Raw genomic sequence first — 22,560 nt, 5'->3', positions numbered from 1 at the left:
TGCTATTCGACGAAGATTTTTACGCTTGCGGTGCGTCCGAAGGCGTCGATGACGGTTAGCGTCGAGAATCCCGCGCCATCCGGCCGCCATTGCGTGGTGCGCCGCCGCGATAGCCCGTCGAGTGGCCGGCCATTTGCCAGCCAGCGAAACGGCGCCCGTCCACCCTGCAATTTGAGGGCAAGCGGCATGGCGTCCGCCCCGGCGGCGCTGGCGAGTTCGACCCGTGCGCCTTCCGGCGGAAAGACGATCAACGGCGCGGGTTCGGCAATGCCTTTCTGCTCCAACGTCTCGCGGCCCGAGCGGAAGCGCCGCTGCGTTACCGGCAGATCGACGCGCGCGGTGCGCAAGGCACCAGCAGGGGCACGGGGCAGGGCGGTGACGGGTAGGCCGGACTTGGCAAAGCCGTCGAAGAGGATCGGGGCCGCCGAGGCATAGCCGGAGAGGCCCGGCACCGCCGCTCCATCGGGCCTGCCGACCCAGACGCCCAGAACGTGGCGGCCATCGAAGCCGACCGACCACGCATCGCGGTAGCCGTAGCTCGTTCCCGTTTTGTAGGCGATGCTGCGCTGCGCGGCGCCGTCGGGCGGCGCGATGCCGGCCAGCATGTCGGCCACCTGCCATGTCGCGCGCGCATCGAGGATGGACGCGCTCGAGCGGGTTTCTTCGGGCGTGTTGCCGATCGCTGTGGCGACGCCGCGATTGGCGAGGCCGGTATAGAGCTGGACGAGATCGCGCAATGTGAGGCCGACGCCGCCGAGCGCGATCGCGAGGCCGGGCGCTTCGCCGCGCGGCAGACGGGCACTGACGCCGGCATGCCGGAAGCGGGTCGTGAGGCGGGCCGGGCCGAACGCATCAAGCAGCCGCACGGCGGGAACGTTGAGCGACATCTGGAGGGCGGTGCGCACCGAGACATCGCCTTGATAGGCAAGGTCGAAGTTCTTCGGCCGGTAGCCGCCGAAGGTGGTGGGCCTGTCCTCGATGATCGTTTCCTGCGCGACCATGCCCTCCTCGAAGGCGAGGCCGTAAATGAAGGGTTTCAGCGTCGAGCCGGGCGAGCGCACGACGCGCGTCATGTCGATCCAGCCGAACCGCCGCTCATCGAAGAAATCCGCCGAGCCGACCTCCGCGACGATGTCGCCGGTGCGGGCATCCGCCATCACCATGGCGACCGAGAGCCGGGGGCCAAGTCGTGCGGCCGCATCGCGCGCAACGCGTTCCAGCCCCTCCTGAACCTGCCGGCTGATCGTCAGTTGCAGACGTGTTTCGTCGGGTGCCTCGCGCAGCGCGAGTTCGGCCGCATGCGCGGCGAGGAACGGCAGAGCGAGCCGCGCCTGCGGGACCGGATCGTTGCGGCCGCGCTCTGCCTCGCGTGTATCCAGGACGCCGGAATCGACCATGCGGTCCAGCACGCGTTCGCGGGCAAGTCCGGCTGCTTGCGGGTTGCGATCGGGTCTACGCCGTTCCGGCAATTGCGGCAGGGACACGAGGAGTGCCGCCTGGCCGAGCCCGAGGCGCTTCGGCTCCTTGCCGAACCAGGCGAGCGTGGCTGCGCGAATGCCCTCCAGATTGCCGCCATAGGGCGCGAGCGTCAGATAGCGCTCCAGGATCTCGTCCTTGGACAGCCGGCGCTCGATCTGGACCGCGCGCACCATCTGGCGCAGCTTGGCACCGAGCGAGCGCTGCTCGCGTGGTTCGATCAGGCGCGCCAACTGCATCGTGATGGTGGAGCCGCCGGATACGATGCGGCCGTTGGTGACGAACTGCATGGCGGCGCGGCCAAGCGCCAGCAGATCGATGCCGCGATGCGACTGGAAGCGCCGGTCCTCATAGGCGATCAGCATCTGCGTGAAATGCGGGTCGACATCGCCGAGGCTCACCTTGAACCGCCATGCGCCTTCAGGCGTCGCCAGCGCACGCAGCAGCGCGCCGTCGCGGTCCACCACCTCGACCGAAGTCGCGGGGGGATCGAGCGGCGGCGGATAGGCCCGGTCGAGAGCGCCCAGACCACCAAGCGCCGCCGTGCCGACCAGGGCGGTCAACGCAAGTGCGAGGACAGGGCGCTTCCAGCGGATCATGATCTCACTGCCCGGCCATCACCTCCATGACGCCGCTTGCGGTTCGTGCGTTGAACTGCGGGCGATACATGTCCTCGACGACGGCTGCCGGATGCGCATAGACACCCGGCGTCACGGCGCGCACGACGTAGGCAACGGTGAATGCGCCGCCTTCGGTTCTGTCGAAGGCCGCGATGAAGCGATCGTCGCGGAATTCGCTGTGCACGGCCTCCGGATCGCCCAGCCACTCGAAGTTGGACAGTTCGGCGCTTCCGACAAGACGCGGATTGTCGATCTCGAAGCCGGCGGGCAGCAGATCGGTCACCGCGACGCGCGACTGCCAGTCGTTCAGTTCGTCCACCCGCAGGACGACGACGAAGCGGTCGTTCTGGCGTGCCTCGGTCACGTTGGCCTCGTCACCGTCGAGCGTGTAATAGGTGCGCTCGATCGTGAAGCCGTCGCCACCCGCAGGCAGGGGATCGACAGGCGCCGCAACGGTCGTGATCACCGCATCGACCGCCTGGTCGCCACGATTGGCGACGGTGATCGGTGTCGTCAGCAGCTCCTCGCCGCTCACGCGTTTCGCGAAGCTGCCCTGATGCGGCGCGCCATCGACCTCGAGGTTGATCACATCGCCGGATGCGCCGATCGCGCGGGCCGCGAGCAGCATCCAGACTTCTTCCTGCGTGCTCGTATAGGTCTTTTGGGTCCGCTCCTGCGACACGAAGCGTATCATGGCCGGTATGATGGAGGGAGCGGGCGTCGTCTCCGCCGCCAGGGCCAGGATCGCCGCGCCGTCGCGCAGGTTCGAGCCATAGTCGGAGCGGTAGAAGTTTTCGTCCGTGCCCTGCTGCACCTTGTTGAACGCGGATGCGAAGGCGGCTTCTGCGCGCGGCGTGTCGCCATAGAGAGCGAGGCTGGCCGCGATCTGCGCACGGGCCATCGGGCTCGTGAACTCGTCGATGCGCGTGTCGGCATAGTAGCGAAGGTCGCCGACCGATGCCTTGCGGTTGCGCGCCAGCACGTAGAGCGCATAGGCGATCTCGGTGCCGCGGGCTTCGATGTCGGTCGTATAGGCGAGTTGGTTCTGCAGGTTTTCCAGCGCGCTGGTCATGCCCGCGACGGGCACGCCGTAATTCTGCTCGCGTGCTCGTGTCAGGAATTCGGTAACGTAGGCATCGAGCCAGAGGTCGCCGTAGCCCGGTCCCCACAGGCCGAACGACCCGCTGGACGACTGGAAGGTCATGACGCGGGCGATCGCGTCCTGCACGCGTTTGCGCAACCCCGGGTCGTCTTCCAGACCGGATTTTGCGGAAAGCTCGCTGACATACATCAAGGGCAGTGCCCGGCTGATCGTCTGCTCGGCGCAACCATAGGGATAGCGGTCGAGCGTCATCAGCATGGAGGGCAGATCGAAGGCGGAGATCGGGGACACGCCGACCGCGACCGAAGCGCCATCGAGGATGCTGGCGCCAAGCAATTCGCGATCGACGCGGATCGAACCGCCGTTGGGCGCAAGGCTCACGATCTGCTGGCTCGTCTGCGGCATTGCAGGCGGACGAACGGGCAGGAACAACGTCCGCTCGACCGACACGCCATCCGCATGGGCAAGCGTCACCGTCACCGTTGCATCGCCGGTCGTCGTGGCGGAGACAGGCAATTGGAGTGTGGCGCGGGCGCCTGTGTCGAGCGTCACGCTCTGGGGTGCTGTCCCGAAATCGAGGCCGGCCTTGCCTTGCGATGCGATCGACACGGCATAGTCGCCGGCCGGTCCATCCGTGTTGTGGATGTCGAGCCTGATGGTCGCGCGGTCGCCAGTGGCGAGGAAGCGCGGCTGGCCGGCCGTGACGACGACCGGATCGCGGATCACCACGTCCGAATTGGCCTGTCCGACGGCTGATTTCGACCACGCGACGGCCATCACGCGGGCCGTCCCATTGAACTCCGGTATGTCGAAGGCGATTTGCGCCGTCCCGTCGGGACCGACTTTCACCGGACCTTCGAAGAAGGCGGCGAGCTTTTCGGTCGGCGGGCTGCCTTGTGTCGCCATGCCGCCGCCATCGCCGCCCGTGCGGATGCGCCCGAACGCGCCGGCCGAGCCGTCGATCAGCCTTCCGTAGAGGTCGCGCATTTCGATGCCGAGACGCCGCTGGCCGAAATACCAGCCTTCGGGATCGGGCGGCGTGTAGCCGGTCAGATTGAGGATGCCGACGTCGACGGCCGCCACCATGACATAGGCGTCTTCGCCGGACTGCAATCCTGCGACCGTGATCGGGATCGAGAGTTCTTCGCGCGGCGCGCTGCGCTCAGGCGTGCCGAGGGTGACGTCCAGCTTCCGTTCGGCGGGATCGACAGACAACCACTTCACGCCGATCGCGCGGGCCGGCATGCGCGTTTCGACGGCATCGCCGGGTCTGTAGAGCGTGGCTGTCACATAGGCACCGGCGCCCCATTCGGCGGTCACTGGGATTTCGATCTCTGTGCCTTCAGCGGGCACGCTCGCCTCGACCGTGTCTATAAGGCGCTCGGAGCCGATGGTCACGAGCATCTCGCCGGCGAAACGCGTCGAGACCTTCAGTCTCGCGACGTCACCGATTTCGTAGCTCTCCTTGTCGAGCGCGATCTCCAGGCCGTCGGGCGTTTCGGTGGACGTCGCCTCGACGAACCAGCCTGCGTCGAACGCAAAGCTTGCCACAGGCCCCGACGGATCGCTCGATTCGACATCCAGGCGATAGCGCCCCCATTCAACCGGGACAGACACCGAGGCCGGTTCGCCGGTGACGATGTCGACGGTGCCGTTCGCGACCTCGCGCTCGACGGCGACCGCCTCGTATCGCCAGGAATTGTCGGACCTGTACCATTGGTAATTGCGTTCGATCTTGGTCAGCGTCCAGGCGGCTGCGTCGATCGCCTCGCGATCGCCCTCGGGCGACACTGCGATGACGCGGAACGCGGCCCGCGACTTCTCGGGCACTTCCGTGCCGTTGAATTCGGGCCGGATGCCGAGGACGGAAGCCTCGGGCTCGACGTTCAGAACGGTGCTGCGCTCGACGGCCCGGCCGCCGCCTTCGCGCATGCGCACGGTCACCTTGGCTTGAAGCAACTGCGTGGTGGAGGGCAGCGTGTCGAGGACGACATCGAAACTTGCCTTGCCGTCGTCATCCGTGGGCTCAAGGCTGTCGAGCGGCGTGTTGAGGCCGGTGTCGATCTGTTCGTCGGAGAGGCCGAACGAGAATCCGGGAAAGCGGCCCCATTCGCGTTTTGCGTTGATGGTCGTCTCGCCCTCCAGCGCGAGATTCGATGCCGGCGCGCCATAGAGATAGCGGCCATCGACCTCGAGCGTGGCAACCTCGCCGGGTGCAATCTCGTCGCTCTCGGCCGTCAGGTCGAATTCGATCCGGTCAGGGACGAAGTCCTCGACGAGGAACACGGACTGCGCGACGGCCGGTGCCTTCGGGTCGGTGTGGATGCGAACGGTCCAGGTTCCGCGCATCGCGGTCTGCTGCAGGTCGAGCGGGACATGATGTCCGCCGAGTGCCGCGCCGTCGCTGACGGTGCGGCTTTCCTCGACCCCGTCCGGCCGCGTGAAGATGAAGGTCAGCGGCAGATCGGGCAGGGCGGTCGCGCCGTCGTCACGGGCGAGTGCTGCGACATGCACCGTCTCGCCGGCGCGGTAGATGCCGCGCTCCGTCCACGCAAGCACGTCGACGGCGCCCGGCGCGGGGCGGCCCGTCACGCCGCGGTCTGACAGGTCGAAGCCCGCGCGCGTCATGTCGAGAAAGACGAAATCATCCGCGTCCTGTGCGGCCGTCAAAACCGCTGGGGCCATGCTCGCTGTGCCGCGCATCAGGCCGGGCGTGAAGGTCGCGCGGCCGGCTGCATCGGTGGTTGCCGTGCCGAGAATTTCGTTGTTGCGGGCAAGAAGCTGCAACTCGGTGCCGGCCAGCGCCTTGGCCGTAGACAACGAGCGCGCGAACACCGTCAGGCCATCCTCGCCGGCATAGGTCGAGAGGCCGATGTCGGAGACGACGAACCATTGCGTGGCCTTCGAGGTCCAGGTCTCGGTCTGGTCGCCCTGTGGAATCGCGGTGAGCACGTAAACGCCTGGCTTGCGTTCGGGCAGCGCCTCATCGACGGGGAAACTCGTGACGACTTCCTTGTTGAGATCGTTGGCGATCTCGATCGTGCCTTCCCAGACGGGCTGGCCGAGATTGCTCGCGAAAGCATCGATGTCATAGCCATCGAGTTGCCGGAGGAACTGATAGCCGGAGAGAAGGTCGGCCAGCGCACGGTCGCCGACGCGGTGCAGTTTCAGATCGGCAGACGGGGTGTTCACGCTCACCATGGGCAGGCCACGGCGGCCCGTGCTCGGCAGGACAAAATTCTCGCCGGAAAAACGGATCGTCGGAGCGCGGTCGCGGACATAGATCGACAGCGTCACCGGGGCCTCGATGACCTCGTCGATCGCGGCCGGCAGGCCTTGACGCACGCCCACGCGGTAGTGCTTGCCGTGTTCGAGGCCTTCGACGCAGATCTGCTGGCCGCTCGCCTCGACCGCCGCAGGCGCGGCGTCGTCGAGCGTCACGAACGATGCGTAGTCGGTGCCGGACTTGGCCAGGTCCTCGGAGAACTGGACGCAGACGCGAGGCGCCGCCAGATCGGAATCGACGGTGTGATTGACGACACGAAAGCCCTTCCGCTCCTTGAGATCGAGATAGGCGGCGCGAACGGTGGCGTCGTTCACCAGCGCGAGGCTTGCTTCATAGGCCTGCAAAGCAGGGCGGAAGAGTTCCCGGCGATCGAGCGCCAGACCCATCACGGACAGGGTCTCGGCGCGTCTGTCGGTCGTTCGGGCAAGGCCGTAGGCGTTGATCGCGGCGGACGTTCCATCGCGTGCGATCTGCGACTGTTCCTGGCTGTTCTGCGGCTCAATGGCGAACTGCGCGCGCGCAAGCGCGATCCACAGATCGACATCTTCAGGAGCGATCGCCAGCGCGGACCGGTAGGATTGCACGGCCTCTCGCGCATTGCCCGCACTCGCAGCGCTAGCCGCCGAGGACGACAGGAAAACGACGCCCATGTCTTCCTGGGGTTCAATCTGCGAGAGTGCGGTGCGGTAGCGGCGAGCATCCTCTCTCATATGGTCGGGGACATAGGCGAGCGCAGGCGGCGCGCCGATATCCGGCTCGGTGGATTGCGTGACCACCTTTCCCGCGACCGCGCCTGCGAACGGGTTCAGCACGCTGAAATCGGACTTCAGGAAACACCATTGCGCGCGCGTGTTGTAGGTGAACGCCCCGCATGACGGGTCGGCAAGGCACACCGCCTCGCACTGGTCGAGTGTCACGTCGCGTTCGGTCCTCAGATCGAAGCCGAAATAGTCGCCGTTCTCCGTGGTCACGATCGATCGCTCGTCCTGGCCGGAGGCCGGACCCGCGATTGCGATGAAGAGGAACACGAAGACGGAAAAGATATGAGCCGCGCGCACCGACATATGGGCCTCCAAACGCTGCAACCGTCCCGTGCGGAGATGAGCAGTGTTCCAGCTTTCTTGTCAACACGCCAAAGCGCCTGAAGGTGGCATCAGACGCAATCGAGCGTGGCGCTATCGGGCCTACGCCTTATTGGGAAAGATGCCTATCGAATATCCCGATGCTGCGACTTTGGGCAGCAAATATCCGGCTCGTTCCAGCGCGAGCGCCGGGCACATTCCGGTGCGCTCCAAATTCTTTTGATCACTGCGAAATTTGCGTCATCCTTGTCGCAAATACGCCATCCGTGCTTTCGGCAACATTGCACATTCCGCAGCGGCGGCCTGGTTGTGTCCATTTTGACATCGCTGGTCAGATGCGGAATGGTAGTACCAGCAGGGATTCAAATGGGAGAACGTCGATGAAATTCTACAAGAGTAATGGCAATCGTGTTCCCGATCACATCAAGTCGCTCGCAGAAGCGACGAAGGCGGGAAAAGTCGATCGCCGCGAGTTTCTCGCGATGGCCAGCGCGTTCGGCGCGACCACCGCGATGGCGTATGGCATGATCGGGATGGCGGTGCCGACGCAGGCAATCGCGCAGGAGCAGCCGAAGACCGGCGGCGTCCTCAAGGTGTCGATGTCCATCAAGGATCCGAAGGATCCGCGCACGGCCGACTGGTCCGAAATCGCGAACGCCGAGCGTCAGACGCTCGAGCCTCTTGTGAAGTATACGCGCGAGTTTACCTTCGAGCCGTATCTCCTTGAAAGCTGGGAGATTAACGACGAGGCGACGGAATACGTTCTCCATGTCCGTCCCAACGTCACCTGGACGAATGGCGATGCGTTCAACGCCGATGACGTGATCTTCAATTTCACCCGCTGGGCCGACAAGAGTTCCGAAGGCAATTCCATGCCGGGTCGCCTCGGCTCGCTGGTCGATGAGGGCACTGGCAAGCTGCGCGAAGGCTCGATCGAAAAGGTCGATGACATGACGGTCAAGCTGACCCTGTCCACGCCCGACATCGCCCTCATTCCGAACCTGACCGACTATCCGGGCCTGGTGGTGCACCGCTCGTTCGACGAGACCGGAGCGAACTTCGCCCAGAACCCGATCGGCACCGGCCCGTTCGAACTCGTCTCCTATGATGTCGGCCAGAGCGTCGTCTACAAGCGCCGCGAAGACGGCAAGTGGTGGCAGGGCGACGTCTATCTCGACGGCGTCGAATTCATCGACTACGGCACCGATCCGGCAGCGATGGTGTCGGCCTTCGAGGCGGAGGAGGTCCATACCAACCACGAGACCACGGCCGACTACGTCGCGATCCTCGAGGGCCTCGGGCTCGAGACTTCGGAAGTCGTTACCGCGTCGACCATCGTCGCGCGTACGAACGTCGACAATGCGCCATATCAGGACCAGAAGGTCCGTCAGGCTCTGACGCTCGCAGTCGACAATGCCGCTGTTCTGGCGCTCGGCTACGGCAATGCCGGCGAACCTGCCGAAAACCACCATGTCTGCCCGATCCATCCCGAATATGCGGAATTGCCGAAGATCGCCCGCGATATCGAGAAGGCCAAGGCGCTCATGGAAGAGGCGGGCCAGATGGACTTCGAGCATGACCTCATCACGGTCGACGAGGACTGGCACAAGAACACCGGCGATGCGATCGCAGCACAGCTTCGCGAGGCCGGATTCAAGGTCAAGCGCACCGTTCTGCCGGGTTCGACCTTCTGGAACGACTGGACCAAGTATCCCTACTCGATGACCAACTGGAACATGCGCCCGCTCGGCATCCAGGTGGTTGCGATCGCGTACCGCACCGGTGAAGCCTGGAACGAGGCCGCCTATTCCGATCCGGCGCTCGACGCCAAGATCGGCGAGGCGCTTTCGATCGCCGACGCGGAACAGCGCAAGGCGGTGATGAGCGACATCCAGAAAATGCTGCAGGAGTCCGGCATCATCATCCAGCCCTACTGGCGCAAGCTCTACAATCACTCGGTCGCAGCCGTGAAGAACCATGGCATGCATCCGACATTCGAGCATGATTTCGGCAAGGTCTGGCTCGACGCGTAAGCGGTGACGAACAGGAAGAGGGGCGGCCCAGCCCCTCTTTCTCTTTCACGGGGCGCCTGAGCGACAAGCGTTGACGGGAACACGACGCGGATCAGGACCGGGATGGAAGCGACGCATCGCACGATGTCTCGCCAGCTTTCGGCACTGCGTATCCAGACCCGCCTGACATTTGCTTCGGCGCATCCCCAACCTGATCGGCAGGGGTGCGATGCTTAATTTCGTTGTGCGCAGACTGGGGACGATGCTGCTGACCATGCTGTGTCTCACCATGGTCGTCTTCTTCATGATCAATCTGGAGCCGAACCTCCGGAAGCTGTCGATCAGCCAGCTCGATATGCGGTCGTCGGACGCACACATCGAGAGCTGGCTCCAGCGCAACGGCTATCGCGACAATTTCTTCGTCCGCTACGGGCGCTGGCTCGGTGTCGTCGAGAAGCAGCCCAATCTCAACGCGGAGGGGCAGCCCGTACCGCGCTTCTCATACTGCAACGAGCCGTCCGAGCCCTATTACGGCGGTATCCTTCAAGGTAATTTCGGCTGCTCGACCAAGTTCAAGACGACGGTCGCCGCCAAGCTGTTTCCGGCCCTGGGGGCGACGGGCATCCTGATGTTCTGGGTCATGGTGGTGATGGTGCCCGTGGCGCTGCTCATCGGCATCGTTGCGGGCATGCGGGAGGGGACGCGGACGGACCGAACGCTGTCGGTCGCGTCGATCACGACGACGGCCACGCCGGAATATGTCTCCGGCATCATCTTCACGGTCGTCTTCGCGTCCTGGCTCGGCTGGCTGAACGGGTCGGCTGCGACCGCGACCAGCCAGGGCATCTCGTTCTACAATTTCACGCTGCCGGTCATGACCATGGCCATCTACGGCATCGGCTACATCGCGCGCATGACCCGCGCCTCGATGGTCGAGGTGATGACGCAGCAATATATCCGCACCGCGCGCCTCAAAGGCCTCGGCTTCAACGCGGTGGTGGTCAAGCACGCGCTGCGCAACGCGCTCATCGCGCCGTTCACCGTCATCATGCTTCAGTTTCCGTGGTTGCTCACCGGCGTCGTCATCGTGGAAGTCATGTTCCGCTACCAGGGCTTCGGCTTCACGCTCGTCGAGGCGGCGGGCAACAACGACATCGACCTTCTGCTGGGCTGCTCGCTCGTCTCGGTTTTCGTGGTCCTGTTCACGCAGCTCATTTCGGACGTCGGGTACGCCTATCTCAACCCGCGCATCCGCGTTCAGTAGGAGAGACGACCCATGAATCTCGAGTTCATCGGCGGCTTCCAGATCTTTCTGGGCGTGCTGGCGCGGTTCTGGCCGGTCTGGATCGCGCTTGCCATCATCCTCGTCCTGACCATCAGCTTCAAGAAACGCCTCGGCCTCTACGGCCAGCTCTTCGACAGCTATGTCGGCATTGCGGGCGTGATGATCTGCCTGTTCTGGGTCTTCACCGCAATCTTCTCCGGAACGATCGCACCCTTCGATCCGCTCGGACAGTTCCTCGTCATGAAGGACGCGCTACCCGGCGCCATCGAACCGAACAGCGGCCAGGTGTTCCTGTTCGGCGGCGACAAGCTCGCCCGCGACGTGTTCTCGCGCATGGTCTATGGCAGCCGCATCGTGCTGATCATCGCGCCGGCTGCGACGATGTTCGCGCTGATGGTGGGAACGACCCTCGGCCTTCCGGCCGGCTACTATGGGGGAAGGGTGGATTCCATCCTCTCCTTCCTCGCCAATCTGGTGCTGGCCTTCCCGGTGATCCTGCTGTTCTACCTCTTGGTGACGCCGGGCATCATGGACACGCCGATCCCCTACAGCATGGCGGGCGTGTTCTTCCTCTTCCCGATCATCTTCTTTTCCACGCTGTTCTACACCCGCTACAAGCACCGTCCGGCGCTGCTTGCGGTGCAGCTTGGGCTGACGCTCCTGATCGGCGGATGGATTTATGTCGGCCTGGTTTTCAACGCGGATCCGCTCGGCATTATCTCGATCCGGCCGAACGAGCTGAACATCTTTGTGGCTGTCGTGTTCGCGTCCAGCCCCGGCGTGTTCCGCATCGTTCGCGGCCTCGTGATGGATATCAAGACGCGCGACTATGTGGCCGCCGCCCAGACGCGCGGTGAAACGCCGTGGTACATCATGCTTTGGGAGGTGCTTCCCAATGCGCGTGGCCCTCTGATCGTCGATGCCTGCCTGCGCATCGGCTACACCACGATCCTGCTCGGCACGCTCGGCTATTTCGGCCTGGGCCTCGCGCCTGAAAGCCCCGACTGGGGCACGGCGATCAAGGATGCGAGCCGGCTCCTGCGCGCCACGATCCATCCGGCCTTGCCGCCGACGTTCGCGCTGATGTCGTTCGTGCTCGGGCTCAATCTGCTCGCCGACGCGCTTCGCGAACAATCGCTCAAAGACTAATCGTGCCGAGGGGCAAACCCATGAACGAAACAGTCAACACCGAAGAAGCCGTCCAAGGCGCCGAGCCGATCATCGACATCGAGAATCTCTCGATCTCGTTCTTCACGCGTCGCGGCGAAATCCCTGCCGTGATGGATTTTTCCTGCACGGTGATGCCCGGCGAGGCGATGGGCATCGTGGGCGAGAGCGGATGCGGCAAGTCGACGGTGTCGCTCGGCATCATGCGCGACCTGTCCAATGTCGGAAAGATCGTCGGCGGCCGGATCAAGTTCAAGGGCCGTGACATGGGCGACCTGAGCGAGGAGGAACTGCGTTCCGTGCGCGGCAACGAGATCGCCATGATCTACCAGGAGCCGATGGCGAGCCTCAATCCGGCGATGAAGGTCGGCCAGCAGCTCATGGAAGTGCCGCTGATCCACGACAAGGTGTCGAAGGACGAAGCGTACAAGCGCGCGCTGGAGATGGTGCGCTCGGTGCGCCTGCCCGACCCCGAACGCATGATGCGATCCTATCCGCACCAGCTTTCCGGCGGCCAGCAGCAGCGTATCGTGATTGCGATGGCGCTGCTCTCGAACCCGGCGCTGCTGCTGCTCGACGAGCCGACGACGGCGCTGGACGTGACGGTCGAGGCCGGCATCGTCGAACTGGTGAAGGGGCTCGGCAAGCAGTTCGGCACATCGATGATTTTCGTGTCGCACAATCTCGGGCTGATCCTGGAGACGTGCGACCGCATCACGGTCATGTATTCGGGCGAGGCGGTCGAGACGGGCTCGATCCGCGACGTCTTCGACCATATGCGCCACCCCTATACGCAGGGGCTGTTCCGCTCGATCCCGCTGCCTGGAGCCGACAAGAATTCGCGGCCGCTGATCGCCATTCCCGGCCAATTGCCGCTGCCTCACGAGCGCCCGAAGGGCTGCAATTTCGGACCGCGCTGCCATCACTTCAAGGCCGGCGTCTGCGACGTCGCGGAAATCCCGATGGTCGAAGTGGCCGGCCACGACCGCCACATGAGCCGCTGCGTGCGCTTCGACGAGATCGACTGGGCAGCACTCCCCGAGGGCGCGAAGACCGAGAAGGAAGCGGTCAAGCCCGGCGCGCCGGTACTCAAGATCGAGAACCTGAAAAAATACTATCAGGTTGCGGCCAACGCGATCTTCGGCGGGGCGGAGACGCGCACCGTCAAGGCCAACGAATCCATCAGTTTCGAAGCCCATGAAAGCGAGACCGTCGCGATCGTCGGCGAAAGCGGCTGCGGCAAGTCCACGCTCGCCAAGGTTCTGCTCGGGCTCGAAACGGCCACCTCCGGCACGGTCACGCTCGGCAACACCCAGATCGGGGACACGCCGATCGAGGAGCGCGGCACCGATACGGTTGCCGGCATCCAGATGGTGTTCCAGAACCCGTTCGATACGCTCAATCCGAGCCATTCGGTCGGGTCGCAGATCATCCGGACGCTTGAGAAGTTCAAGGTCGGCAAGACGGTCGAGGACCGGCGCAAGCGCATGTATGAACTGCTCGATCTCGTAAAACTTCCGCGCGCGTTTGCCGAGCGCATGCCGCGGCAGCTTTCCGGCGGGCAGAAGCAGCGCATCGGCGTCGCGCGTGCCTTCGCCGGCAATGCACGGGTGGTGGTGGCCGACGAGCCCGTCTCGGCGCTCGACGTGTCCGTGCAGGCCGCCGTCACCGAACTCTTGATGGACATCCAGCGCAAGAACAAGACGACGATGCTGTTCATCAGCCACGATCTCTCGGTAGTGCGCTACATCGCGGATCGGGTCGTGGTGATGTATCTCGGCCATATCGTCGAGCAGGGTTCGACCGACCAGATTTTCGCGCCGCCTTACCACCCCTATACGGAAGCGCTGCTGTCGGCGATCCCGATCGCCGACACGTCGGTGGTCAAGAAGCACATCGTGCTCGACGGCGACATTCCGTCGGCGATGAACCCGCCGTCCGGCTGCCCGTTCCAGACGCGCTGCCGCTGGAAGAAGTTCGTGCCGGGCGACAAATGCGAGACGCAGGTGCCGCCGATGAAGGATCTCGGAGGCGGACACAAGAGCCTGTGCTGGCTGGACGACGAGCAACTGGCGACGATGGAGCCGGTGATCAGTTTTGCCGGCGCGTCCGAGCCCGATCCGGCGACCACGCCGCCTTCCGAAGAGGCACCGCGCAAACCGGTTCGTGCGGCAAGAGCGTCTGAAAAGCCGGCCGCTTCGGTGTCCGCTACGTCCGCCCCGGCGCTTGAGGCGAAGCGGTCGCGCAAGCCTGCTTCGTCGAAGGCGATGGTCGGCCAGCCGGGCGATTCCGCGCCTGAGAAATCGCTCACCGAGGCCGGCGATGGCCGACAGGCGGCAAGCGCCGAGGTGAAACCTGCGAGCGCCAGGACACTTAAGGAAGCGGCCGATGCCAAGGGCAAGGCCGGGCAGCGGAAGCGGACGGTCAAGACCGCCCCTTCGCCCGCCGCCGCCCGCGCTGCGATCGGTGCAAAGCCGGAACGGGCACCGGCGCGCGCGACGGCTCCGGTCTCTGCCGTTGCCGCCACCGCCGCACCGGTCGAAAAAGGTCGCCCAGTGGCCATGACCAAACCGTCGCGCCCCGACGATCTGAAGCTCATTTCGGGGGTCGGGCCGAAGATCGAAGTCATCTTGAACGGATTGGGCATCTACACCTACGCGCAGGTTGCTGCATGGAAGAAGGCGGAGCGCGACTGGGTCGACAATCACCTGCGCTTCAGCGGCCGGATCGAGCGCGACGACTGGGTGCGGCAGGCCAAGGCGCTGGCGAAGGGCGGCGAGGCCGAATACGTCCGGGTCTTCGGCAAGAAGCCTCGCTAACATCGAGGCGCGTATGAGGGTCCTGCGCATCGTTGCGAACATCGCGACGCCCGAGGTCGGTGCCGCGCAGCATTTTTACGGCGAGGTTCTCGGTCTCGAAACCCTGATGGATATGGGCTGGATCGCGACATACGGCTCGGGCGACCGTATGACGGTCCAACTCAGCGTCATGTCGGAAGGCGGGTCGGGAACGCCTGTGCCCGATCTCTCCATCGAGGTGGACGACGTCGAGACGGCGCTGATGCGGGTGCGGGATGCCGGTTATCCGATCGAATACGGCCCCGCCGACGAGCCTTGGGGCGTTCGGCGTTTCTTCGTGCGCGATCCGTTTGGAAAGCTGGTCAACATTCTCCAGCACGTTTCGCGCGGCTGACGTCAGGCTTTCGCTACGCGAAGCCGCGCGTGGGCCGATCCGTCAGCGGCAAGAAGCGAGCTGAGCCGCGTAATTGTTGGCCATCGTCTGCGTGTCGCGCGCATATTTCTGGATGCTGGCATTGCTTTGCCAGCTTCCGCGCGCATAGCCGCTCCAGCCGGAATAATAGGCGAGATAGAGCCTGAAGGCGTCGTTGGGTGACACGCCGTGGTTCGCGACCGTCTTCGAATGGTACCAGCCGACGAAATCCACCGCATCACTGAACGAATTGCGCCGTGCGCCCCAATTGCCGCTTTCGCTCACATATTGGGACCAGGTGCCGTTCAGCGCCTGCGAGTAGCCGTATGCGCTCGATGCGCGCTTGCCGGGAATGAAGCCGAGGATCTTGTTGCGTGGCGGCCGCGCATTGGCCTTGAACCCGGATTCCTTGCGCACGGTCGCCATGAGCACGTGCACGGGAATGCCGTATTTGCGCTCCGTGCGCTTCGCGGCGGAATGCCAGTTGTTGAAGAAGCCGTTCTGCTGCTCGAAGACCGAACAGATGTTGTTGATGCGCGATGGCGGCGACGCGCAGGCCGCAAGGACCAGCAACGCGAGAACGGCTAAAACTCTATTAAACTTGAACGCACACACATGGGGAGGAATAGGCGAGAAGGATAAACGAAGTCTTGTCCGCCGCGTTAACCACTCCGGGCCGTCCCTCGGGTTTGTTGGTTTAACGGCGCATTATGTCGCTTTTGCCGTTCTCTGCCGCGAGAGATGACGTTTGGGCTAAAATCACGCCCGCATCTGACGTTTTTCTGACAGACATGACACGGGATCGGCGTAACCGTAGCCCTCATGAACGCAGAACCCCGCCGTCGCCGTGCCGCAGATCGTGCCGCCCACAAAGGCCCTGCCGCGATCCCGCAACTGACCGCCAATCATGTGCGCAATCCCTACCCGCCGATGCGGTTGCTGTCGGGCGACCAGGTCGAGGCGATCCACGAGGCGTCGCTGCACATTCTGGAGAATTTCGGCATCGAGATGATGAGCGCCCGTGCGCTCGATCTCTTTGCGCGGGCCGGCGCCAAGGTCGACCCAGCGACGCAAACGGTGTTCATAGACAGGGGGCTGGTGGCGCAGGCGCTGGCGACCACGCAATCGACCTACACGCTCACCCCGCGCAACCCCGCGCATTCGGTGCCGCTCGGCGGCGATGCGATCAATTTCACGCTGGTTGCCGGGCCGCCCAACGTGCACGATATGGAGCGGGGCCGCCGCTCGGGCAACATGGCCGACTATCGCGATCTGGTGCGGCTGGCGCAGCACTTCAACTGCATCACGATGCTGGGCAACCAGGTCTGCGCGCCCGTCGAGTTGCCGGCCAATTCGCGCCATCTCGACACCTACTTCGCCAATTTGACGCTGACCGACAAGAGCTTCCACGTCTCGGCGATCGGTGCGGGCAGGGCGCTCGACGGCATCTCGATGATGGCGATCGCGCGCGGGCTGACGCTCGACCAGATGCGCGACGACCCTGCCGTCACCACGATCATCTCGGTCAACTCGCCGCGGCGCTTCGACGACATGATGTCTGACGGGCTGATCGCCATGGCCGAGCACGGCCAGTCGGTCGCAGTCACGCCATTCACGCTGATGGGCGCGATGAGCCCGGTCACGCTCGCCGGTGCACTGGCGCAGCAGAACGCCGAGGCGCTGGCGGGTATCGTGCTCACCCAGCTCGTCCGACCGGGTGCGCCGGTCATGTACGGCGCGTTCACGTCCAACGTCGACATGCGATCCGGCGCGCCGGCCTTCGGTACGCCGGAAAACACCAAGGCCAACATCGCGTCCGGACAATTGGCGAGGCGCTACAATCTGCCGTACCGCACGACGCCCGGCTCGGCGTCGAATGCCGCCGATGCGCAGGGCGCCTATGAGACGATGATGGCGCTGTGGGGTGCGGTGCTCGGCCATGGCAATCTGGTCTACCACGCGGCAGGCTGGCAGGAGGGCGGGCTGACGGCGTCCTACGAGAAGTTCATCATCGACGTCGAACTGATCCAGCACATGATGGAATTTTTGAAGCCCATTGAGGTCAATGAGGGCGAGCTGGCGCTCGATGCGCTGGAGCGGGTGCCGACCGGCGGGCATTTCTTCGGCGATCCGCACACGCTCGAGCGTTATTCGACAGCCTTCTACCAGCCGCTTTTGTCCAACTGGCAGAACTACGAGAGCTGGCAGGAAGCCGGTTCCCTCGACTCGACCGCGCGGGCGACGAAGGTCTGGAAGAAGGCGCTGGACGAGTATGTCGAGCCTGCGATGGACGAGGGCGTCCGCGAGGAACTCGAAGCCTATGTGGCAAAGCGCAAGGAAGAGATCGGGGATGGCGAGCCTTGAGGCGGCGGACGTTTGTGCCGCCCCTCATCCCCCTGCCGGGGCAAGGAGGATGGCCGCGACCTTGCCGCTTCCCCTTCTCCCCGTTTACGGGGAGAAGGTGGCCCGAAGGGTCGAATGAGGGGCGGCGCGAACGTCTCAAACGAGGTTCAATACCTTTTCAAACTGATTCTTGTTTCTCTCTCAACGTCTTGAAACAACGGATAAATCCATGAAATCGCATGCACAGGTCGTGGTCATTGGCGGTGGCGTCGTCGGCGCTTCGGTGCTGTTTCATCTGGCGCGGGCCGGGTGGACGGACGTCATGCTTCTGGAGCGCGACGAGCTGACATCCGGCTCGACCTGGCATGCGGCGGGCGGCATGCACACGATCAACGGCGATCCCAATGTCGCCAAGCTGCAGAAATACACGATCGAGCTCTACAAGGAGATCGAGGAACTGTCGGGCCAGGCGACCGGTGTGCACCTGACCGGCGGCGTGCTGCTCGCCGCCACCAACGCGCGCATGGACTGGCTGTGCAACGTCGTCGCCAAGGGGCGCTATCTCGGCATCGAGCTGGAGGAAATCTCGGCGCAGGAAGCAGGCGAGTTGATGCCGCTCCTCGACCCCAAGGAATTCGTCGGCGCTGTGCGCAACAAGGAAGACGGCCATCTCGACCCGTCCGGCGTGACGCATGCCTATGCCAAGGCCGCGCGCAAGCTGGGCGCCGAGGTTCACCGCTTCACCAAAGTGGAGGACATCGCGCGCCGCGAGGACGGCATGTGGCGTGTCATCACCAACAAGGGCGAGGTGGTCGCGGAGCACGTCGTCAATGCCGGTGGCCTTTGGGCGCGCGAGGTCGGCCGCATGGTCGGGCTCGAACTGCCGGTGCTGGCGATGGAGCACATGTACCTCATCACCGAGGACATGCCGGAGGTCGCCGCGTGGAACGCGAAGACCGGCACGGAGATCATTCACGCGGTCGATTTCGACGGCGAGCTTTACCTTCGTCAGGAACGCGGCGGCATGCTCATGGGCACATACGAAAAAGCCGGCAAGCCGTGGTCGGAACACCAGACGCCGTGGAATTTTGGCCATGAACTGCTCGATCCCGACATCGATCGCATCGCGCCGTCGCTGGAAGTCGGCTTCCGCCATTTTCCCGCTTTCCAGCGCACGGGTATTAAGCAGATCATCAACGGCCCCTTCACCTTCGCGCCGGACGGGAACCCGCTCGTCGGTCCCGTGCGCGGCCTGCCGGGCTTCTGGGTCGCCTGCGGTGTCATGGCCGGGTTCAGCCAGGGCGGCGGCGTCGGCCTCGCGCTGTCCAACTGGATGATCCACGGCGATCCCGGCGCGGACATCTGGGCGATGGACGTCGCGCGCTACGGCGACTGGGCGTCGATGGCCTACACCAACGCCAAGGTGCGCGAGAACTATTCGCGCCGCTTCTCGATCCGCTTCCCGAACGAGGAATATCCGGCAGGCCGGCCGCTGCGCACCACGCCGATCTACGATCTGCTGTCCGCCAAGGGCGCGCAGTGGGGCGTCGCCTACGGGCTGGAAGTGCCGCTCTGGTACGCGCCGGAGGGCGTCAAGGACGAGTTCTCCTGGCGTCGATCGAGCGATTTCGAGCACGTCGCGAAGGAGGTCGCCAGTACGCGCGAGCGCGTCGGACTCTCGGAGATTTCCAGCTTCGCAAAGTATCGCGTGGCGGGCGCGGGCGCTGCCGAATGGCTCGACCGCATGCTCGCCTGCAAGCTGCCTGCGGAAGGCCGCATGACAATCGCGCCGATGCTGAAGGACGACGGCAAGCTCATCGGCGATTTCACGCTTGCCAATCTCGGCGGCGGCGAGTGGTTCATCGCCGGCTCGGGTTTGGCCGAGCAGCATCACATGCGCTGGTTCGAGAAGCACCTGCCTGCGGATGGGTCGGTGCGCGTCGAGGCGCTGGGCCTGTCGCGGCTCGGGCTGTCGATCGCGGGGCCGAGCGCGCGCGACGTGCTCGCAAAGGTCACGCGCGTGGACGTCTCGACCAAGGCGTTTCCGTTCATGGCGGTCGCGCGCATGGATATCGGCATGGCGCCGTGCATCGTCGGGCGCGTCAGCTACACCGGGGATTTGGGCTACGAGATCTGGATGGCCCCCGAATATCAGCGCCACGTCTATGAGACGCTGATGGCTGCCGGCGAGGAGTTCGGCATCGGCCTGTTCGGGGGCAGGGCGCTGAATGCGCTGCGGCTCGAAAAGGGATACGGCTCCTGGGCGCGCGAATATCGCCCGATCTACGGGCCGCTGGAGGCAGGCCTCGACCGGTTCGTCGCCTATTCCAAGCCAGCCGATTTCATCGGAAAGGCCGGCGCGCTGGACGAGCGCGCCAATGGCGGAAGGCTGCGCCTGCGGACCTTCATCGTCGAGGCGACCGACGCCGATGTCATCGGCGACGAGCCGATCTGGCATGGCGGCACGGTGCAGGGCTGGGTCACGTCCGGAGGCTACGCGCACCATTCCGGCAAGTCGGTGGCGCTCGGCTATGTGCCGAAGGAGATCGCCGACGAGAGCGACGGTTTCGAGATCGAGTTCCTCGGACGCCGGCATGCCGCGCGGGTCCAGCCAGCCCCGCTCTTCGATGCAAACCTGGAGAGGTTGCGCGCCTGAGGCACCTTAATCTTCGACGGCAAGCCATGGATGGCGGCTTTCCACGTAGACGCTCTGCGTCGGGCGCGGAAATGCGGGATCGGCGAAGCAGCCTGCTGCGACGGCGACCAGATGGGGCATGCGCAGCGGATACCAGAAGACGGTGGTTCCGCATGTCGGGCAGAAGTGGAATGTCACGTCGAACCCACTGTCCGACGCGCGCGTGAACGTGTTCGACGCGCCGCCGGCGGACATGTTCTCATGCTCGAAAAATGTCGCGATCCCGAACGCGCTGCCGGTGCGCTTCTGGCATTCGAGGCAATGGCATAGTGAAACCTTGAGAGGCTCGCCGGTGCAACGTGCCGCAAGGCCGCCGCAGGCGCATGTCGCTTCACGTCGTATCATGCCGTGCAATGTATCAAATGCAGTCGGCATTGAAAGACGGCTGCACAGCGTTCCACCGAAATATGATAAGAATACTCAACTTATTCCGTAGCTTAGCGTCCAGATCGGAAATTTGACCGATTGATAAAAAAACTATCCATGCTAGCATCCCATCAAAACCAATAATGGGGATCATGGACGATGGCTGAAGGCCAGTTCAAGGAGGGCATCGCCGCTGGTCGGCTCGCGCCCGTTCAGTACGCAGACAATTTCGCGGACCTGCATCCGCCGTTCGACCATCACGAAGCGCTGGTCGAGGCTGATCGTTGCTATTTCTGCTACGACGCGCCGTGCATGCAGGCATGTCCGACATCGATCGACATCCCGCTCTTCATCCGCCAGATTTCGACCGGCAACCCGCTCGGGTCGGCCAAAACCATCTTCGACCAGAACATCATGGGCGGCATGTGTGCCCGTGTGTGTCCCACCGAGACGCTGTGCGAAGAGGTCTGCGTTCGCGAAACCGCCGAAGGCAAGCCCGTCCAGATCGGGCGCTTGCAGCGCTACGCCACAGACGCCGCGATGGGGCAGGGCAAGCAGTTCTACCAGCGTGCTCCGACGACCGGCAAAAAAGTCGCCGTCATCGGTGCCGGGCCGGCCGGTCTTGCCTGTGCGCATCGGGTGGCCATGCACGGCCACGACGTCACCATCTACGAGGCGCGGCCCAAGGCCGGCGGCCTCAACGAATACGGCATCGCGGCCTATAAGAGCACGGACGATTTCGCGCAGGCCGAGGTCGAATACGTCACCGCGATCGGCGGCATCTCGATCGTCAACGAACAGGCTCTCGGCAGGGATTTTTCGCTCGCCGAGCTTGCTTCCAAATATGATGCCGTTTTCATCGGAACGGGCCTCGGCGGTGTCAATGCGCTGCGCGCCGAGGGAGAGGAAACTCCCGGCGTCGAGTCCGCAGTCGATTTCATCTCCGTCCTGCGACAGGCCGACGATCTGACTTCCATGCCGGTCGGCCGTCGCGTGGTCGTCATCGGCGGTGGCATGACGGCCATCGACGCGGCCATCCAGTCCAAGCTGCTCGGCGCGGAAGAGGTCACGATCGCCTATCGCCGCGGCAAGGAACACATGAACGCGTCCGAGTTCGAACAGGACCTTGCCGCATCGAAGGGCGTGATCATCCGTCATTGGATGCAGCCGAAGCGCGTGGTGGCGGAGGGCCGACGCCTCGCCGGCATCGAGCTCGAATACACCGCGCTGTCCGACGGCGCGCTGGTGGGGACCGGCGAGACTGTCAGGCTCGAGGCCGATCAGATTTTCAAGGCGGTCGGACAGACCTTCGACGCCGCGCCGCTCAACGGCAGCGGTGCCGCCATGACGCTGTCGGGCGGGCGCATCGCCGTGGACGAAGAGTTCCGGACCTCGATCCCGAAAGTCTGGGCCGGGGGCGATTGCATCGTCGGCGGCGAAGATCTGACCGTGTCGGCGACAGCCAATGGCCGCGATGCGGCGGATAGCATCAACCGGGCCCTTGCATGAAAGCCGCTGTTGCCCTTGCGCCCCTGCTTTTCGTCGCGGCGCAGGCCGTGGCGTCTGATAGCTGGCTCGAGGGGGAGTGGTGCGCTGCGGGCAGGGGCGAGCGGCTGATCATCGAGGCTGACGAGATCGGGTTCAACGAGCATACGATCTGCGCCTGGACCGATGGTCGCCCGACGCAGGACGCGTTCGACGTCACCGTCTCGTGCGCGAACGTCTACCCAAACGGTGACGAGACGGTTCGGATGGACGGAAAAATGGTTCGGCTTGAGGCGAGCAAGGCCGCTCCGGAGACAATCTTCGTCACTGTCGAAGGCGACGAGCCCACCCATTTCGATCGGTGTGACGGATAGGGCCGAACGGTGCTCGGGCGGCAGGTGAGTTAGGACAATGTGCGGCGGTGCGGATGC

12 protein-coding genes and 1 pseudogene are annotated in these 22,560 nt (G+C 64.4%); 9 read left to right on the top strand and 4 right to left on the bottom strand.

Annotated elements, in window-relative coordinates:
* Window positions 1-2: 2 nt before the first annotated feature.
* Complete coding sequence (pbpC, locus tag AAFN55_RS16515; RefSeq protein ID WP_347799916.1) at window positions 3-2,075, bottom strand: penicillin-binding protein 1C; 2,073 nt, start codon at window positions 2,073-2,075, stop codon at window positions 3-5.
* 4 nt (window positions 2,076-2,079) lie between these two features.
* On the bottom strand, window positions 2,080-7,548 hold the full coding sequence (locus tag AAFN55_RS16510; protein ID WP_347799915.1) for an alpha-2-macroglobulin family protein: 5,469 nt from the start codon (window positions 7,546-7,548) through the stop codon (window positions 2,080-2,082).
* Between the two features lie 398 nt (window positions 7,549-7,946).
* Here AAFN55_RS16510 and AAFN55_RS16505 point away from each other — a divergent pair, with 398 nt between their 5' ends.
* From AAFN55_RS16505 to AAFN55_RS16485, 5 genes and pseudogenes are all read left to right on the top strand, one after another.
* The gene (locus AAFN55_RS16505; protein ID WP_347799914.1) at window positions 7,947-9,599 is read left to right on the top strand and encodes an ABC transporter substrate-binding protein; all 1,653 of its coding nucleotides are present in this window, start codon (window positions 7,947-7,949) and stop codon (window positions 9,597-9,599) included.
* Between the two features lie 208 nt (window positions 9,600-9,807).
* The gene (locus tag AAFN55_RS16500) at window positions 9,808-10,842 is read left to right on the top strand and encodes an ABC transporter permease (RefSeq protein ID WP_347799913.1); all 1,035 of its coding nucleotides are present in this window, start codon (window positions 9,808-9,810) and stop codon (window positions 10,840-10,842) included.
* Window positions 10,843-10,854: 12 nt separating this feature from the next.
* Entirely contained in the window at window positions 10,855-12,012 is a 1,158-nt protein-coding gene (locus AAFN55_RS16495) for an ABC transporter permease (protein WP_347799912.1), read from the top strand.
* Window positions 12,013-12,032: 20 nt separating this feature from the next.
* Window positions 12,033-14,129: pseudogene (locus AAFN55_RS16490) on the top strand (ABC transporter ATP-binding protein); the annotation flags it as partial.
* Window positions 14,130-14,862: 733 nt separating this feature from the next.
* Window positions 14,863-15,222: a VOC family protein gene (locus tag AAFN55_RS16485; RefSeq protein ID WP_347799911.1), complete on the top strand. Its 360-nt coding sequence runs from the start codon at window positions 14,863-14,865 to the stop codon at window positions 15,220-15,222.
* Window positions 15,223-15,264: 42 nt separating this feature from the next.
* Here AAFN55_RS16485 and AAFN55_RS16480 read toward each other — a convergent pair whose 3' ends face one another.
* The gene (locus tag AAFN55_RS16480; protein ID WP_347799910.1) at window positions 15,265-15,855 is read right to left on the bottom strand and encodes a hypothetical protein; all 591 of its coding nucleotides are present in this window, start codon (window positions 15,853-15,855) and stop codon (window positions 15,265-15,267) included.
* Window positions 15,856-16,062: 207 nt separating this feature from the next.
* On the opposite strand from AAFN55_RS16480, the gene AAFN55_RS16475 reads away from it, so the two are divergent.
* Both AAFN55_RS16475 and AAFN55_RS16470 read left to right on the top strand, forming a co-directional pair.
* A complete protein-coding gene (locus tag AAFN55_RS16475) occupies window positions 16,063-17,604 on the top strand; it encodes a trimethylamine methyltransferase family protein (protein ID WP_347799909.1) in 1,542 nt (513 codons plus the stop codon).
* 208 nt (window positions 17,605-17,812) lie between these two features.
* A complete protein-coding gene (locus AAFN55_RS16470) occupies window positions 17,813-20,239 on the top strand; it encodes an FAD-dependent oxidoreductase (protein ID WP_347799908.1) in 2,427 nt (808 codons plus the stop codon).
* A gap of 6 nt (window positions 20,240-20,245) precedes the next feature.
* On the opposite strand, the gene AAFN55_RS16465 is transcribed toward AAFN55_RS16470, so the two are convergent.
* The gene (locus AAFN55_RS16465; RefSeq protein ID WP_347800288.1) at window positions 20,246-20,620 is read right to left on the bottom strand and encodes a GFA family protein; all 375 of its coding nucleotides are present in this window, start codon (window positions 20,618-20,620) and stop codon (window positions 20,246-20,248) included.
* A gap of 183 nt (window positions 20,621-20,803) precedes the next feature.
* Here AAFN55_RS16465 and AAFN55_RS16460 point away from each other — a divergent pair, with 183 nt between their 5' ends.
* A complete protein-coding gene (locus AAFN55_RS16460) occupies window positions 20,804-22,153 on the top strand; it encodes an NAD(P)-dependent oxidoreductase (protein ID WP_347799907.1) in 1,350 nt (449 codons plus the stop codon).
* Window positions 22,150-22,503, top strand: coding sequence for a hypothetical protein (locus AAFN55_RS16455; RefSeq protein ID WP_347799906.1), 354 nt, complete (start codon window positions 22,150-22,152; stop codon window positions 22,501-22,503). Before AAFN55_RS16460 ends, AAFN55_RS16455 begins: the two co-directional genes overlap by 4 nt.
* The last annotated feature ends 57 nt before the right edge of the window (window positions 22,504-22,560 follow it).

The sequence above is a fragment of the Mesorhizobium sp. CAU 1732 genome (assembly GCF_039888675.1).
In the GTDB taxonomy this organism is placed as follows: Bacteria; Pseudomonadota; Alphaproteobacteria; order Rhizobiales; family Rhizobiaceae; genus Aerobium.
Note: the sequence above shows the minus strand (reverse complement) of the source record. Positions and strands in the feature narration are given on the sequence as shown.